At 63.4% G+C, this 14,439-nt stretch carries 12 protein-coding genes; 6 read left to right on the top strand and 6 right to left on the bottom strand.

Features of this window, described 5'->3' with window-relative positions; genetic code table 11:
* The first annotated feature begins 170 nt into the window (after window positions 1-170).
* Window positions 171-629 carry an HU family DNA-binding protein gene (locus tag QCE63_RS31570; protein ID WP_309838558.1) on the top strand — a complete coding sequence of 153 codons (459 nt, stop codon included), beginning with the start codon at window positions 171-173 and terminating at the stop codon, window positions 627-629.
* Window positions 630-756: 127 nt separating this feature from the next.
* Here QCE63_RS31570 and QCE63_RS31565 read toward each other — a convergent pair whose 3' ends face one another.
* Complete coding sequence (locus QCE63_RS31565; protein WP_309838557.1) at window positions 757-1,680, bottom strand: LysR family transcriptional regulator; 924 nt, start codon at window positions 1,678-1,680, stop codon at window positions 757-759.
* Between the two features lie 129 nt (window positions 1,681-1,809).
* Here QCE63_RS31565 and QCE63_RS31560 point away from each other — a divergent pair, with 129 nt between their 5' ends.
* Window positions 1,810-2,553: an SDR family oxidoreductase gene (locus QCE63_RS31560; protein WP_309838556.1), complete on the top strand. Its 744-nt coding sequence runs from the start codon at window positions 1,810-1,812 to the stop codon at window positions 2,551-2,553.
* A gap of 15 nt (window positions 2,554-2,568) precedes the next feature.
* Here QCE63_RS31560 and QCE63_RS31555 read toward each other — a convergent pair whose 3' ends face one another.
* A complete protein-coding gene (locus tag QCE63_RS31555; protein WP_309838555.1) occupies window positions 2,569-4,161 on the bottom strand; it encodes an exonuclease domain-containing protein in 1,593 nt (530 codons plus the stop codon).
* Window positions 4,162-4,331: 170 nt separating this feature from the next.
* Here QCE63_RS31555 and QCE63_RS31550 point away from each other — a divergent pair, with 170 nt between their 5' ends.
* On the top strand, window positions 4,332-5,195 hold the full coding sequence (locus QCE63_RS31550; protein ID WP_309838554.1) for a proteasome-type protease: 864 nt from the start codon (window positions 4,332-4,334) through the stop codon (window positions 5,193-5,195).
* Window positions 5,196-5,198: 3 nt separating this feature from the next.
* Here the strand turns inward: QCE63_RS31550 and QCE63_RS31545 are convergent, their stop codons facing one another.
* The 3 genes from QCE63_RS31545 to QCE63_RS31535 form a co-directional block, all read right to left on the bottom strand.
* Entirely contained in the window at window positions 5,199-6,155 is a 957-nt protein-coding gene (locus QCE63_RS31545) for a glycerophosphodiester phosphodiesterase family protein (RefSeq protein WP_309838553.1), read from the bottom strand.
* Between the two features lie 198 nt (window positions 6,156-6,353).
* Entirely contained in the window at window positions 6,354-7,523 is a 1,170-nt protein-coding gene (locus QCE63_RS31540) for a porin (RefSeq protein ID WP_309838552.1), read from the bottom strand.
* A 312-nt stretch (window positions 7,524-7,835) separates the two neighbouring features.
* Window positions 7,836-9,179, bottom strand: coding sequence for a YihY/virulence factor BrkB family protein (locus QCE63_RS31535; RefSeq protein WP_309838551.1), 1,344 nt, complete (start codon window positions 9,177-9,179; stop codon window positions 7,836-7,838).
* A 253-nt stretch (window positions 9,180-9,432) separates the two neighbouring features.
* On the opposite strand from QCE63_RS31535, the gene fdnG reads away from it, so the two are divergent.
* Genes fdnG through QCE63_RS31520 form a run of 3 tightly spaced genes read left to right on the top strand, consistent with a single transcriptional unit; the run spans window position 9,433 to window position 14,093 of the window.
* On the top strand, window positions 9,433-12,501 hold the full coding sequence (fdnG, locus tag QCE63_RS31530) for a formate dehydrogenase-N subunit alpha (protein WP_309838550.1): 3,069 nt from the start codon (window positions 9,433-9,435) through the stop codon (window positions 12,499-12,501).
* Between the two features lie 10 nt (window positions 12,502-12,511).
* Complete coding sequence (gene fdxH, locus QCE63_RS31525; RefSeq protein WP_309838549.1) at window positions 12,512-13,456, top strand: formate dehydrogenase subunit beta; 945 nt, start codon at window positions 12,512-12,514, stop codon at window positions 13,454-13,456.
* Window positions 13,443-14,093, top strand: a complete 651-nt coding sequence (locus QCE63_RS31520; protein ID WP_309838548.1) for a formate dehydrogenase subunit gamma — start codon at window positions 13,443-13,445, stop codon at window positions 14,091-14,093. Before fdxH ends, QCE63_RS31520 begins: the two co-directional genes overlap by 14 nt.
* 4 nt (window positions 14,094-14,097) lie before the next feature.
* Here the strand turns inward: QCE63_RS31520 and QCE63_RS31515 are convergent, their stop codons facing one another.
* Entirely contained in the window at window positions 14,098-14,382 is a 285-nt protein-coding gene (locus QCE63_RS31515; RefSeq protein WP_309838547.1) for an AbrB/MazE/SpoVT family DNA-binding domain-containing protein, read from the bottom strand.
* Between the last annotated feature and the right edge of the window lie 57 nt (window positions 14,383-14,439).

The raw sequence follows: 14,439 nt of genomic DNA, 5'->3' as shown, positions 1-14,439 counted from the left end.
CTTCATGAGCCGCATGTTTGCGCGGCGCCACGAAAAACCCCTGTAAAAGCGATATAAAAACGCAAAAGACTCGCACGAACTCGCTTGGCGTATGTAGAATCCGGCGTGATACGAACGCATCGGTGCGAACGTATTCGAATATCACTGACCAAAAAACAGGTAGGAGAAACATGCCGACTTCCGCTAAAACCGCTGCCAAGAAAGCCCCGGCCAAGAAAGCCACGGCGAAGACTGCCGCACCGGCGAAGAAAGCTGCTGCACCGAAGGTTGCCGTCAAGAAAGTCGCTGCGAAGAAGACCACCACGGGCGCACTGTCGCCGGTCAAGGATACGTTCACGAAGGCATCGCTCGCGAACCATCTGGCCGAGCGTGCAGCGGTGGACGTGAAGGCCGTCAAGGCCGTGATGGTCGCGCTGGAAGACACCATCCTCGGTTCGATCCACAAGAAGGGCGCCGGCGAATTCACGCTGTCGGGTCTTCTGAAGATCTCGGCTCAAACCGTTCCGGCGAAGAAGAAGCGCTTCGGCAAGGACCCGTTCACGGGTACCGAGCGCTGGTTCCCGGCCAAGCCGGCAAGCGTCCGCATCAAGGCACGCGCGCTGAAGAAGCTGAAGGACGCAGCAGCCTGAGTGTGTTGACGCGCTGACGTTGCGTTCGAAGTTCGCGTCCGTCAGGTTCGGCGCACGCAAAGCTTCGTGAAAAGAGGCCAGTACCCCATGCGTGGGGTACTGGCCTCTTTGACTTTCATGCTTGTTTTCAAGCGTGATTCGACGCTCGGCCAAGCAACGCGTGATCGGTCTGGCTGAAGACCGCACTCACCCAATCCGCGAAAACCCGTACGCGGGCCGACAACTGCCGGCTATGCGGATAGAGCACCGAGACGGGCATCGGCGGCGGTGCGAAGTCCGGAAGCACTCGCTGAAGGCGTCCTTCAGCGAGTGCATCATGGATGTGATAACGCGGCACCTGCACGATGCCGAAGCCCGCGAGCGCCGCTTGCGTGTACATCTCCACGCCGGTCACCGAGACCGTCGCCTTGAGTTCGACCGCCTCGATGCGGTCTTTCACGCTGAACTCCAGCGGCACCACGCGCCCCGTCGCGCTCGACACATAGTTCACCGCGCGATGTGACATCAGCGCATCGAGATCGTGCGGCATGCCCGCGCGTGCGAGATACGCGGGGCTCGCTACCGTCACTTGTTCGAGCAATGCAACGCGCTTGCCGATCATCGACGAATCCTGCAACGTGCCCGCGCGCAGCACGCAATCCACGCCTTCGCGCACGAGGTCGACGAGCCGGTCGTCTTCACCGATATGCAGCTCGATCTGTTCATAGCGTTCGATGAAGGCCGGCAGCCCAGGCATGATGAAGGTGCGCGCGAGCGTGCCTTGCAGGTTCACGCGCAGCAGACCCTTGGGTTCGGCATGACGGAACGATCCTTCCGCTTCTTCAAGGTCGGCGATCAGCCGCACACAGCGCTGATAATGCGCTTCGCCGTCATGCGTGAGGCGCACAGTGCGCGTCGTGCGTTCGAGCAGACGCGCGCCAAGCCGTTCCTCGATGCGCTTCATCAGATTGGTGACGGTGGCGCGGGGCATCTGCAGATCGTCGGCGGCCTGCGTGAAACTATGCCGCTCCGCGATGCGCACGAAGACCTGCATTTCCTGGAAGCGATCCATGGTGGTTCGATGTCGATGAAGGATTGTTGAAGCAGATGGAACGATGATACTAAGCCACGCGCAATGATCGCGGAAACGGAATGATTCATCATGCTGCTCATCGAAACTCACTCTTCAAGGAGCAGCAGCATGAACAAGACGGAACGTCAGCGCGTTGCCATCGTCACGGGTGCATCGCGCGGTATCGGTGCGGAGCTTGCCCGGCGTCTCGCGCGTGATGGCCTTGCAGTCGCGGTGAACTATTCGTCGAGCGCGACAGAGGCGGATGCGCTCGTCGCCGAGTTGCGCGAAGCGGGCGGCGTGGCCCTTGCGGTGCGCGCGAACGTCGCGAATGGCGAGGAAGTGCGCGGTATGTTCGCGACGGTCGAGGCCGAACTCGGCACGGTCGATGTCCTCATCAACAACGCGGGCGTGATGAAGACGATGCCTATCGCCGACACCAGCGATGCCCTCTACGACCAGACCTTCGACATCAACGTGCGCGGCACTTTCAACACGTTGCGCGAGGCTGCTGCGCGCATGGGCGAGGGCGGACGCATCGTCAACTTCTCGAGCACGGCGCTCGCCCTCAACATGCCCGGCTATGCGATCTATAACGCGACCAAGGCAGCGGTCGAATCGATGACGCATGTCTTCGCGAAGGAACTGCGCGGGCGCGGCATCACCGTGAACGCGGTGGCGCCGGGGCCGGTGGCCACGTCGCTGTTCCTCGACGGCAAGTCCGACGAGCAGATCGCGGGCATGGCGAAAATGGCGCCGCTGGAGCGGCTCGGGCAGCCGGAGGACATCGCATCGGTGGTCGCGTTCCTGGTCGGGCCTGACGCGGGCTGGGTGAACGGCCAGGTGCTGCGCGCGAACGGCGGTCTCGCGTAACGCGCGTTCCGAAGCTCAGAAGCTCAGCGCAAACTGCGCCTCAGCGGGGGCGCGGCGTCGCGCCGGGTGCGTTGCCTTTGCCTTTGCCGCATGCGTCGCTCGGCGCACGCCAGCGGGCACCTCTTGGGCGATGAGATGGAAGCCCGGCCGCGCATCGCACGCGATCCATTCGAGCCGGCCCGCCGCGAGGCGTTTCGCGATCAGCGCATACACGTCGCAATCGAACGGACGGAGGTCGGGGGCATCGGCGAGCAGCGCGGCGATGTCCTCGCGTCTCGCACAGGTGCCGAGGTAGCACCAGCGATCGATCACATGCCACGCTTCCTGCGTCGAACCTTCGTTGCGTTCGGCAATGGCGATCGGCCCTTCATGCGGCCAGCGCACGAGACGCGCGTTCTCCAGCGCGTCGAGCGCGCGCGCGGCGTGATCGGCGAAGCTTTCCACGCCCGCGCACGAACCCTGGCAGCGTTTCACCTGATAGCCGAAACAGCCGCGTCCGCGCGACAACGGCGCTTTCTCGAGACCGAGTGTCGCGGGGCAGAGCGTGTGTTCATCAGCGAGGTGGCGCAGGAAGGCATGCGCTTTCGCGCGCGTCGCGAAGACGCCGAACAGGTGATCCTCGCGCGACAGATCGCGCCGGCTCGCCTTCACGAGCACCGGCGCGGGCGCGCCCGGCAGCCATTGCCAGGCGCACGCACCCGATGCGCCTTTCAACAGCCGGTTATGCGCCGGTTTCAGATCCTTCACGAGCTTCGCTTCGAGCAGCAGCGCGCCGAGTTCTCCGACCGTCTCACGGGTTTCGATGCGCCGGATGGACTGCGAGATCGCCAGGTCCTTGGCAAGCCTGTGATCGCCCGAGAAATGCGCCGCGACGCGCTGTTTCAGGTTGATGCTCTTGCCGACGTAGAGCGGAATGTCGTCGGCGCCGTGGAAGAGATAGACGCCGGGCGTCGCGGGCAGCATATCGAGCGCGCCTTCGGGCAGCGCGGCCGGCAGGCTCGCGCGGCGCACCAGCGCCTTGATCGCGCTATCGACGAGATCCTGGGAATACAGCGCGTGGATCTTCTGCCAGAACTGCCAGAGCAGATCGGCGTCGGCGAGCGCGCGATGGCGTCCCGTCGGCGCGAGGTCGAGCCGTGCGATGAGCGCGTCGAGTCCATGCCGCTCGACCGACGGAAACAGCGCGCGCGACAGCCGCACCGTGCAGAGCGTATCCGCACGAAAGGCCATGCCGGCGCGGCGAAATTCGTTCTTGAGAAAGCCGTAGTCGAAACGCGCGTTGTGCGCGACGAAGAGCTTGCCTTGCAGCCGCTCGGCCAGCGCGGGGGCCAGCGACGCGAAGCTCGGCTGGCCGCGCAGCATGGCGTCTTCGATGCCCGTCAGCCGCGCAATGAACGGCGGCACCGGCACGCCGGGATCGACCAGCACGCTCCAGCGCTCGATACCCGCCGTGCTCGCCTCCACGACGCCGATTTCGGTAATGCGGTCTTCCGTCGCATTAGAGCCGGTGGTTTCCAGATCGACGAACACGATAGGACGCGCCAGTCCGGCGAGCAGGGCGTCGGCGAGGACGTCGTTTGATTCGGTTGCGTCGGGGACTTCGGACATGATGAGGCGTGGGGCGTGAAGCAGGGAGTCTAGCGCGAAACGCCTTTTTGCCTTCCGAACGCCCTGAAAAAGCTTTCGTGCCGTGCCGATAAGTCCTCAGAAGCACGCCGGATGAAATGCGCCGGCGCGCTCAGTACAATGACGTTTTGCTTGCTTCAGGACGGATCGACATGACTTATTGCGTGGGTATGTGCGTGGACGAGGGACTCGTATTCCTCTCCGATACCCGCACCAACGCCGGCGTGGACCACGTGAGCGCCGCGCGCAAGATGGTGGTCTTCGAACAGCCGGGCGAGCGCGTCCTCGTGCTGCTCACGGCGGGCAATCTGGCCATTACGCAGGCCGTCACGCAACTGCTTGCCGAACCGTCCGATCCGAACGCGCCCACGCTCTACAGCGTCGCGACCCTGCCGGAGGCGGCGCGGGTCGTCGGCGATGCGGTGCGCGAGGTGCATCGGCGCGATGCGTCATCGCTGGCGGAGTTCAGCGTCGACTTCAATTGCAGCTTCATTCTCGGCGGACAGATTTGCGGTCAGCCGCCGCGCCTGTTCATGATCTATGCGGCGGGCAATTTCATCGAATCGACTCGGGTGTCGCCTTATTTCCAGATCGGCGAATCGAAATACGGCAAGCCGATCATCGACCGCGTCATCACGCCGGCATCGCCGCTCGACGAAGCCGCCAAGTGCGCGCTTATTTCAATGGACTCCACGCTGCGCTCCAATCTGTCCGTTGGCTTGCCGCTCGATCTGCTGGTGTACGAGAAGGACGCGCTGTGCGTGACGCGCTTCGCCACGCTCGACAGCAACAGCGCCTATTACCAGATGATCAACAAGACCTGGGGCGAACAGCTGCGGCAATTGTTCGGCGAGATCCCGAACCCTGCCTGGACCGAGCCCGGCAACGTGCCGCTGCGTCCTCGCGATGCACGCAACACAGTGCCGCGGCTCATCATCGGCGATCTGCCGTGTCCCGAGGCGCCCGCGCAGACACTGGCCGAAGACGTGCCCTCCGGCAACGCGCCGCGGCAATAGTGATCAGCTCGTGCCCGCCGCACAGGGCGAGGGCAACGCCGCTTTCACGGCGCTCATCCTGGACGGCGAATCCACCAGAACGGCATCGATGCCCAGACACGCGGCGGCGCGGTAATCGTCCGCCGTGTCGATGCCGATCGCGACGATCCGCGTCCTGCCCCGCGTGCCGAAACACTGCACGGCGTCAGGCGTCCAGAGCGTCGCCGTCACTGCCGTGCGCGCTTCGCCGAGCGTGAAGGTTTCGACGAGCTCCACCTTCCTTTTGAACTCGAACGCGGTCCACGTGCCGGGCGGCGGGGGCGCTTCGCAGGTCTGTTCCAGCGCGACGGCCGCGAGCCGCGCTCGCGTGGCATCGCGCGATTCGAACAGGACGGCCTGCGGCCAGGCGGCGAAGGCCTTCTGATAGGACGCGTCCGTCGAGTAGATCAACACGCGCGGCCAGGCGCCTTCCTCGTTCAGCACGCGCGCAACCGCGGCGGCTTGCGGCTCGGCCGGCAGCGCCTTCATGTCGAGCATGACGGGCACGCCGGGCGGAATCGCGCGCAACGCTTGCGTGAGCGTGGGAATGCGCAGCGGCGCTTCGCGGTACGGAAAACGGGTGACGCCTGCTGCATCGATGCGCGCGAAGCGCCAGCCTGCATTGAGACGGTCGAGCGAGGCGAGATCGGTGTCCGCGATGTCGCCCTGGCCTTCGGTATTCGCCAACAGATCCGCCGGTCGATACAGCACCGGCACACCGTCGCGCGTGAGCTGGACGGTCAGCCAGATGGCATCGGCATGATTCTTCAACGCACCTTCGATGGCCAGCAGCGTGTTCTCGGGGAAATCGGCCGCGCCTGCGCGATGCGCGATGATCAACGGCGCGGCGGGGGAATGGTTGCTGCGGGCGGCCCCGCATCCCGCGCCGGCGATGCAGGCGGCAAGCGCAACGGCGAATGTGGCGGCGTGGCGAAGCGGCATCGAATCACACTCCGAATGGCTTGAGGTTCGGGAGATTCTGCCGCGATCATCGAACGATGTGATCTTCGACCCGCTCGATTCGACTCTTTGTTACGTTCCCGATGCGCAAAAAAAACAGCCATCGGCATGCCGATGGCTGTTCGAGCGTCTTGCGGTCCTGCCAGCGCGACATCTGCATGCCGCGCGAGCCGGTTGTTTTTAGAACTTGTGGCGAACGCCGACGATGACCATTTCCTGGTGGCTGCGGCCGCTTTCGTAGCCGTACGAGCCGATCGACGCTTGTGCCGAGTTGACTCCACCCGTCGTTGCATCGCGCTGGTCGCCGCTTGCGTGCTGGTAAGCCGCAACAGCGTAGAAGTCCGTGCGCTTCGACAGCGAGTAGTCGGCGCCGAGGCTGACCTGATGGTAGGTCGCCGACGTATCGCCGCCTGCCTTCGTGTAGGTGTAGCCGAGACCCGTCAACAGAGCCGGCGTGACCTGGAAGTTCACGAAGCCGTTGCCGGTGTTGAAGTGTTCCGAACCGAAGCGCGAACCACCGTCAGCCTTGAATTGCGAGTTGCTGTACGAACCGCCGACCGTGAATGCGCCGATCGAGTACTGCACCGCGCCGCGAGCGATGCCGATGGCATGCGCCGAAGCGTAGGCGTTGTTGATCGGGCCGTCGAACAGGGCGTCGGATGTCGAGCTGGTCCAGCCGCTTGCGCCCGTCGGCGGCGTGCGGCCGGCGCTCGGGTTGTTCGCGTAGAAGTAGCCGCCTGCGACAGCCAACGGGCCGTTGTTGTACGTCGCTGCGCCCGACCACGTCTGACCTTGACCGGTTGCGCCGGCAACGCCCGACACGCCGTACAGACCTTCAACCTGGAAGCCTGCGAAGTTCGGCGAAACGTACTTGACCGCGTTGCTTACGCGCAGCGAGTTGTCGTAGTTGTCGATGTCGCCCGGCGTTGCGAAGATGGCGCCCCAGTAGTTGTCAGCCGTGATGCCCTGGACCATGTCGACCAGCGGATCGTATTGGCGACCGAGGGTGACCGTACCCCACTGGTTACCCGACAGACCGACGAATGCCTGACGGCCGAATTCGCGACCGCCCTGGCCCAGTTGGCCCGTGCCGACATCAAAACCATTTTCCAACTGGAAGATTGCCTTCAGACCGCCACCCAGGTCTTCTTGACCCTTCAGGCCCCAACGGTCGCCGGACAGGTTGCCGTTGATCATGCCGACCAGCTTGTCGCCGTTCGCGTTAGCATGGCTCACATAGCCAATGCCCGCATCGATCACGCCGTAGAGCGTCACGCTCGTTTGGGCCTGAGCCGCGCCAGCCGCGCCGAGCAATGCCAGCGACAGGGACGTCAGTGCGAATTTCTTCATCGAATTCTCCACGCGAATGTTTAATATGTTGTTGCTGGCGCAGAGAATAACGCAACGTTTCGAAACATTAGAAATGAAAAAATATAGATTGTCTCGAAAAACACACACTTGACGCAACGCAAGCCAGTCAAGGGTTTGCGGCAAGTTTGAAAGCAGACGAGTGAGGACAGAAGGTATCTCGAAAAGTTCCGCGCGAATGCTGAACATCGAAACAGCATTCACACGGCTTTATTCGATTACCTTCGATTCGAATAACAAACGGCCTTCTTGTCTTTGATCTTTTCGGCCGTTCCGGATGATTGCCGCACGAAGTCAGTCGCGGATATTTTCCTCTGACGATCGGGGCGTATCGCGGCGCGACAGCAGCGCGACTGCCATACCGGCGCTTGCCGCCACCAATACCGCGCGCCACGGATGCCGGCGCACCGCCTGGTTGGCGTGCGACGCCTTGCGGCTCGCGCCGATCATGGCCATCGCGGTGGCGCGTGTTGCCGTCGATTCGGCCCGCGCGATCTTGCGCGACAGTTCGAGCGCCCGCGCAACCGCCGATACCTTCTTGCGGGCCTGACCGGTCAATTGCTGTGCATGCTGGGCGCGCGCACCGATGGCGCGTCGCGCGCTCGCGCTGACGGGGGCGTCCGGACGCATGCTGGCGGGCGTGACGGGCAAGGCGGCAGCAGTTGCCGCATTGGCGGGCGTCGCGGGACGCGTCGAGGACGCGAGCAGCGAGCCGATCTTCGCGCGGCTGCCGGGCGGCACCTTGCCATTGTTCTGCATGCCCCAGGCGCCGCGCGGATCATGCAGCCGCGCCCGCGCGGCCGAGAATTCCGCGCCGAGCAGCAGGACAGCCGCGGAAAAATACAGCCACATCAACAGCACCGCGAGCGAACCGGCCGCGCCGAATGCGCTGGCCGTGCCCGCATGCGTCAGATAGACGGCGAACAACTTCTTGCCTGCGGAGAAAAGCACCGCGGCCACCAAACCGCCGACGAGCGCATCGCGCCATTCGACCGGCGCGTCCGGCAGGAATTTGAGCAGTCCGCCAAAAGCCACCGACAAAATCGCGAGCCCGACCACCATCTGCACGACGTCACCGATGATCACGAACGGCGACTCGCCCCACAACCACATGCCGACGGCCTGGATGGCGGTATCGAGCACGAGCGACACGATCAGCAGGAAAGCGACGCCCAGCACCAGCCCGAACGACACGAGCCGGACGCGGACCATCGCGAAGACGCCGGAGCGCTGTTCGCCGGCCGTCGGCCAGACGAGGTTGAGCGCGGTGTTGAGTGAAGAGAAGGTAGCCGATGCGCCAATGGCCAGCAGCACGAACGAGATGATCGCCGCGATGCCCGTCCCGCTGCTGCGGTGCGCATTCTCGACGATGCTTTGCACGCCCGCGGCCGCCTGATCGCCGATCAGCCCGTTGACCTGATGGAACAACTGCCCGCGCGCCGCTTCCGGGCCGAAGATCCAGCCCGCGACGGCGATCACCATGACGAGCGTCGGCGCGAGCGAGAAGGCGGAGTAGAAGGCAATGCTCGCCGCCATGGCGGCGCAGCGGTCCTCGGAAAATTTCTTGAGTGCGCCGACGGCCCATGAGGCATCTTTCCTGACGACGGCTTCGATCTTCTGCGTTGATACGGAACTCATGGCGGACCTCTCGGTTCGATACGACGCGCGGGGCGCTCGGACGTAAGCGGGAGAGCAGGTTCCATTCCAGAACGTGTTGGAGAGTCCTGGAGGCGGCACGCGCGGCTCAGGCTCGCGCATTGCTCCCTTCTGACGATTGCGGACATGAGCCGCCGGTGCACACCGGTACAGAAAGCAACTGCATCTTTACTGCAGGCGTCATCGAGCGCCCTTACACTCTGGAAACCCACTCTACGACGCGCCGAGGGCAATCATGCTCCAAATGTCACGTCGACAGTTCCTCAAGGTCTCCGCGAGCACGCTCGCCGGATCGAGCCTGGCGGTCTTGGGCTTTTCTCCGGCTCCCGCGCTTGCCGAAGTCCGGCAATACAAACTGTCGCGCACCACGGAAACGCGCAATACCTGTCCGTACTGTTCAGTCGGATGCGGCATCCTGATGTACGGCTTGGGCGACAACGCGAAGAACGCCAAGGCGAGCATCATCCACATTGAGGGCGACCCGGATCATCCGGTCAATCGCGGCACGCTCTGTCCGAAAGGCGCCTCGCTCATCGACTTCATTCACAGCCCGAGCCGGTTGCTCTATCCGGAATATCGCGCGCCGGGGTCGAGCGAGTGGAAACGGATGTCGTGGGAGGACGCGCTCGACCGCATCGCCACGCTGCTGAAGGAAGACCGCGATGCGAATTTCGTCGGGAAGACGGCGGACGGCAAGACGGTCAATCGCTGGCTGACCTCGGGCTATCTGGCGGCGTCGGCGGGCAGCAACGAGGTCGGTTATCTGACGCACAAGACGGTGCGCAGCTGGGGAATGCTCGCATTCGACAATCAGGCGCGTGTCTGACACGGCCCGACGGTGGCAGGTCTTGCCCCGACGTTTGGCCGTGGAGCGATGACGAACCATTGGGTCGACATCAAGAACGCGGACGTGATTCTCGTGATGGGCGGCAATGCGGCCGAAGCGCACCCGTGCGGCTTCAAGTGGGTGACCGAGGCAAAGGCGCATCGCAAGACGCGTCTCATCGTGGTGGACCCGCGCTTCACGCGCACGGCATCGGTGGCGGATTTCTACGCGCCGATCCGCACCGGCTCGGACATCGCGTTCCTGGGCGGCGTGATCAATTACCTGCTCACGCACGACAAGATCCAGCACGAGTACGTGAAGAATTACACGGACATGTCGTTCATCGTGCGCGAGGACTTCGTGTTCAAGGACGGCTTGTTCTCGGGCTACGACGCCGAGCATCGCAAGTACGACAAGTCGACGTGGGACTACGAGCGCGGCGACGACGGCTATGTGAAGACCGATCCAACACTGCAGCATCCGCGCTGTGTCTACAACCTGTTGAAGCAGCACTACGCCGCCTACACGCCGGAGATGGTGACCCAGGTCTGCGGCACGCCGACCGACAAGTTCCTCAAGGTCTGCGAGATGCTCGCCACGACCGCCGCGCCGAATCGCGCGGGCACGATTCTCTACGCGCTCGGCTGGACGCATCACTCGGTCGGCGCGCAGATGATCCGCACGGGCGCGATGGTGCAGCTCCTGCTTGGCAACATCGGCATTGCGGGCGGCGGCATGAACGCGCTGCGCGGGCACTCGAACATCCAGGGCCTGACTGATCTCGGCCTGATGTCGAATCTTCTTCCCGGCTACATGACCCTGCCGATGGAAGCCGAACAGGACTTCGACACATACATCACGCAGCGCGCGTCGCAGCCGTTGCGGCCGAACCAGCTGAGCTACTGGAAGAATTATCGGGCGTTCCACGTGAGTTTCATGAAGTCATGGTGGGGCGACAACGCGACGGCCGACAACAACTTCGGCTTCGACTATCTGCCGAAGCTCGACAAGCCCTACGACATGCTGCAGGTCTTCGAGCTGATGGCCGCGGGCAAGATGAACGGCTATATCTGCCAGGGCTTCAATCCGCTGGCCGCGACGCCGAACAAGGCGAAGGTCGGGCTCGGGCTCTCGAAGCTGAAGTGGCTGGTCATCATGGATCCGCTCGCGACCGAGACGTCCGAATTCTGGAAGAACCACGGCGAGTTCAACGATGTCGATTCATCGACGATCCAGACCGAGGTGTTCCGGCTGCCCACTACATGTTTTGCAGAGGAACGCGGCTCGCTGGTCAGTTCGTCACGCGTGCTGCAATGGCACTGGCAGGGCGCGGCGGGGCCGGGCGAGGCGCGCAGCGACCTGGAGATCATGTCGGGTCTGTGGCTGCGCATGCGTCGCGCTTATCAGGAGAAGGGCGGTGCGTATCCCGATCCGATCCTCAAGATGAGTTGGCCCTACGCCGATCCGGAAAGCCCGACGCCGGAGGAGATCGCGATGGAGTTCAACGGCCGCGCGCTCGCCGACGTCACCGATCCCACCGACAAGACCAAGGTGCTGGCAAAGCAAGGCGAGCAACTGGCGAGCTTCGCGCTGCTGCGCGACGACGGCTCGACGGCAAGCGGCTGCTGGATCTTCTGCGGTTCGTGGACGCAGGCGGGCAACCAGATGGGCCGGCGCGACAACGCGGATCCCACCGGCATCGGCCAGACGCTCGGCTGGGCCTGGGCGTGGCCGGCGAATCGGCGGGTGCTGTACAACCGCGCGTCGTGCGATGTGAACGGCAAGCCTTTCGATCCGTCGCGCAAGCTGATCGCATGGAACGGGCGCGCGTGGACCGGTTCGGACATCCCCGACTTCAAGGTCGACGAACCGCCCGACAAGGGCATGAGCCCATTCATCATGAATCCCGAGGGCGTCGCGCGTTTTTTCGCCCGCGACGGCATGAACGAAGGGCCGTTCCCCGTGCATTACGAGCCGTTCGAGACGCCCATCGGCTATAACCCGTTCTTCCCGGACAACAAGCTGGTGACCAGCAATCCGGCCGCGCGCGTGTTTCCGGATGATCGCGCGGCGTTCGGCACGGCCGACAAGTTCCCGAACACGGGCACGACCTATCGTCTGACCGAGCACTTCCACTACTGGACCAAGCACGCGCGCCTGAACGCGATCGTGCAGCCGCAGCAGTTCGTGGAGATCGGCGAGGAACATGCGAAGGAAGTGGGCGTGGTGGCGGGAGACCGCGTAAAGGTATCGAGCAATCGCGGCCATATCGTCGCGGTGGCGCTCGTCACCAAGCGCATCAAGCCATTGATGGTGGAGGGCAAGAAGGTGCATACCGTCGGCCTGCCGCTGCACTGGGGCTTCAAGGGCCTCGCGCAGCCGGGCTATCTCGTCAACACGCTGACGCCTTCCGTGGGCGACGGGAACTCGCAGACGCCCGAGTTCAAGTCGTTCCTCGTGAAAGTCGAAAAGGCATAGGGAGGACGGCATGGCATTGCAATCGCTGGATATCAAGCGCCTCTCGGCCACCACCACGCCGTCGCCCGGCGACCGCGTGCCCGCTACGGGCACGGTCGCGAAGCTGATCGACGTGTCGAAGTGCATCGGCTGCAAGGCGTGTCAGACGGCCTGCATGGAGTGGAACGACCTGCGCGACGACATCGGTCATACAACCGGCATCTACGACAACCCGCGCGACCTGACCGAGCACTCGTGGACGGTGATGCGCTTCACCGAATACGAGAACCCGAAGGGCGATCTCGAATGGCTGATCCGCAAGGACGGCTGCATGCACTGCGAGGATCCGGGCTGCCTGAAGGCGTGTCCGTCGCCGGGCGCGATCGTGCAATACACCAACGGCATCGTGGATTTTCATGAAGAGAACTGCATCGGCTGCGGGTATTGCATCACGGGCTGTCCGTTCAATATTCCGCGGCTGTCGAAGGAAGATCATCGCGTGTACAAGTGCACGCTCTGTTCGGATCGGGTCGCGGTGGGACAGGAACCTGCGTGCGTCAAGACCTGCCCGACCGGCGCGATCATGTTCGGCACCAAGGTCGACATGCAGCAGCAGGCGGCGGACCGCATCGAGGACCTGAAGGAACGCGGCTTCGAGCATGCCGGACTGTACGATCCGGCGGGCGTGGGCGGCACCCATGTGATGTATGTGCTGCATCACGCGGATCAGCCGGAGCTTTATCACGGCTTGGCGAAGGATCCGCACATCAGTCCGCTGGTGTCGATCTGGAAGGGCGTGACGAAGCCGCTGGCGATGATCGGCATCGGCATTGCGGCGCTGGCGGGGTTCTTCCATTACACGCGTATCGGGCCGAACGAAGTCAGCGAGGAAGACGAAGTCGAAGCGCAGCGCGAGGCGGATGAAGTGCGTCGCCGCCGTGAAGGCGGAGAGGAGCGAAGCGATGAAGCACGATAGCGAATTGCGTGACATCAAGGGACATCGGCTGATACAGCGCTATACGCCGAACGAGCGCACGAATCACTGGATCACCGCGATCACGTTCGTGCTGCTCGCGCTCTCCGGACTCGCGATGTTTCATCCATCGATGGCGTGGCTCTATGCGGTATTCGGCGGCGGGCAATGGACGCGCATTTTGCATCCGTTCGTCGGCTGCGTGATGTTCGTGTCGTTCCTGATACTCGCGCTGCGGTTCTGGCATCACAACTATCTGGACCGCAACGACGTGCAGTGGATGAAGCAGATCGGCGACGTGCTGACCAATCGCGAGGACCGGCTGCCCGAAATCGGCAAGTACAACGCCGGGCAGAAGCTGCTGTTCTTCGTGATGGTGGCGAGTCTCGTGCTGCTGCTTCTCAGTGGGATCGTGATCTGGCGGCGGTATTTCGCGTTTTATTTTCCGATCACGGTGGTGCGCGTGGCGTCGGTCGTGCACGCGGCGACCGCCTTCGTGCTGATCGTGTCGATCATCGTGCACATCTATGCGGCGCTGTGGATCAAGGGATCCATCGGTGCGATGACGCGCGGCACGGTCACGTTCGGATGGGCGCGCAAGCATCATCCGAAGTGGTTTCGGGAGATGATCGGGAAGTAGGGAGCTAAGAGGGAATCGGCCTTGGGCTCACGCAAATGACTTCGCGGTAATCGAAGCAGGATGCTTCACGTCCTTCGTCTTTGATGCCTGTCCATTCGGCCAGGCATTCGTCGCATCGCGCAATGAGCTGAACCTGAGAGTACCTGGGCCGTGCGGGCGCAAGCAGAATTCCTTCCGGACGGATCTCGATGATCAATTTGTCGCCTATGGCGGCGCGGACTTGCTCAAGCAGCGCGGCGGGCAATCGCAGAGCGGCGCTGTTTCCCCACTTCTGAATCGACAGTTCCATCCCGATTTCCTCGATGTGTCTACATTCAATCGTAGCGCGCATCGAAGCGTCTCTTCT

This window comes from Caballeronia sp. LZ065 (assembly GCF_031450975.1).
Lineage (GTDB): Bacteria > Pseudomonadota > Gammaproteobacteria > Burkholderiales > Burkholderiaceae > Caballeronia.
Note: the sequence above shows the minus strand (reverse complement) of the source record. Positions and strands in the feature narration are given on the sequence as shown.

What these genes read in the sequence shown, in the direction of transcription:
- QCE63_RS31545 (WP_309838553.1), bottom strand. Translation starts at nt 6,155, where the DNA reads ATGCCGCTTCGCCACGCCGCCACATTCGCCGTTGCGCTTGCCGCCTGC.
- QCE63_RS31570 (WP_309838558.1), top strand. Translation starts at nt 171, where the DNA reads ATGCCGACTTCCGCTAAAACCGCTGCCAAGAAAGCCCCGGCCAAGAAA.
- QCE63_RS31560 (WP_309838556.1), top strand. Translation starts at nt 1,810, where the DNA reads ATGAACAAGACGGAACGTCAGCGCGTTGCCATCGTCACGGGTGCATCG.
- QCE63_RS31540 (WP_309838552.1), bottom strand. Translation starts at nt 7,523, where the DNA reads ATGAAGAAATTCGCACTGACGTCCCTGTCGCTGGCATTGCTCGGCGCG.
- QCE63_RS31550 (WP_309838554.1), top strand. Translation starts at nt 4,332, where the DNA reads ATGACTTATTGCGTGGGTATGTGCGTGGACGAGGGACTCGTATTCCTC.
- QCE63_RS31535 (WP_309838551.1), bottom strand. Translation starts at nt 9,179, where the DNA reads ATGAGTTCCGTATCAACGCAGAAGATCGAAGCCGTCGTCAGGAAAGAT.
- fdxH (WP_309838549.1), top strand. Translation starts at nt 12,512, where the DNA reads ATGGCATTGCAATCGCTGGATATCAAGCGCCTCTCGGCCACCACCACG.
- QCE63_RS31520 (WP_309838548.1), top strand. Translation starts at nt 13,443, where the DNA reads ATGAAGCACGATAGCGAATTGCGTGACATCAAGGGACATCGGCTGATA.
- QCE63_RS31565 (WP_309838557.1), bottom strand. Translation starts at nt 1,680, where the DNA reads ATGGATCGCTTCCAGGAAATGCAGGTCTTCGTGCGCATCGCGGAGCGG.
- QCE63_RS31555 (WP_309838555.1), bottom strand. Translation starts at nt 4,161, where the DNA reads ATGTCCGAAGTCCCCGACGCAACCGAATCAAACGACGTCCTCGCCGAC.
- QCE63_RS31515 (WP_309838547.1), bottom strand. Translation starts at nt 14,382, where the DNA reads ATGGAACTGTCGATTCAGAAGTGGGGAAACAGCGCCGCTCTGCGATTG.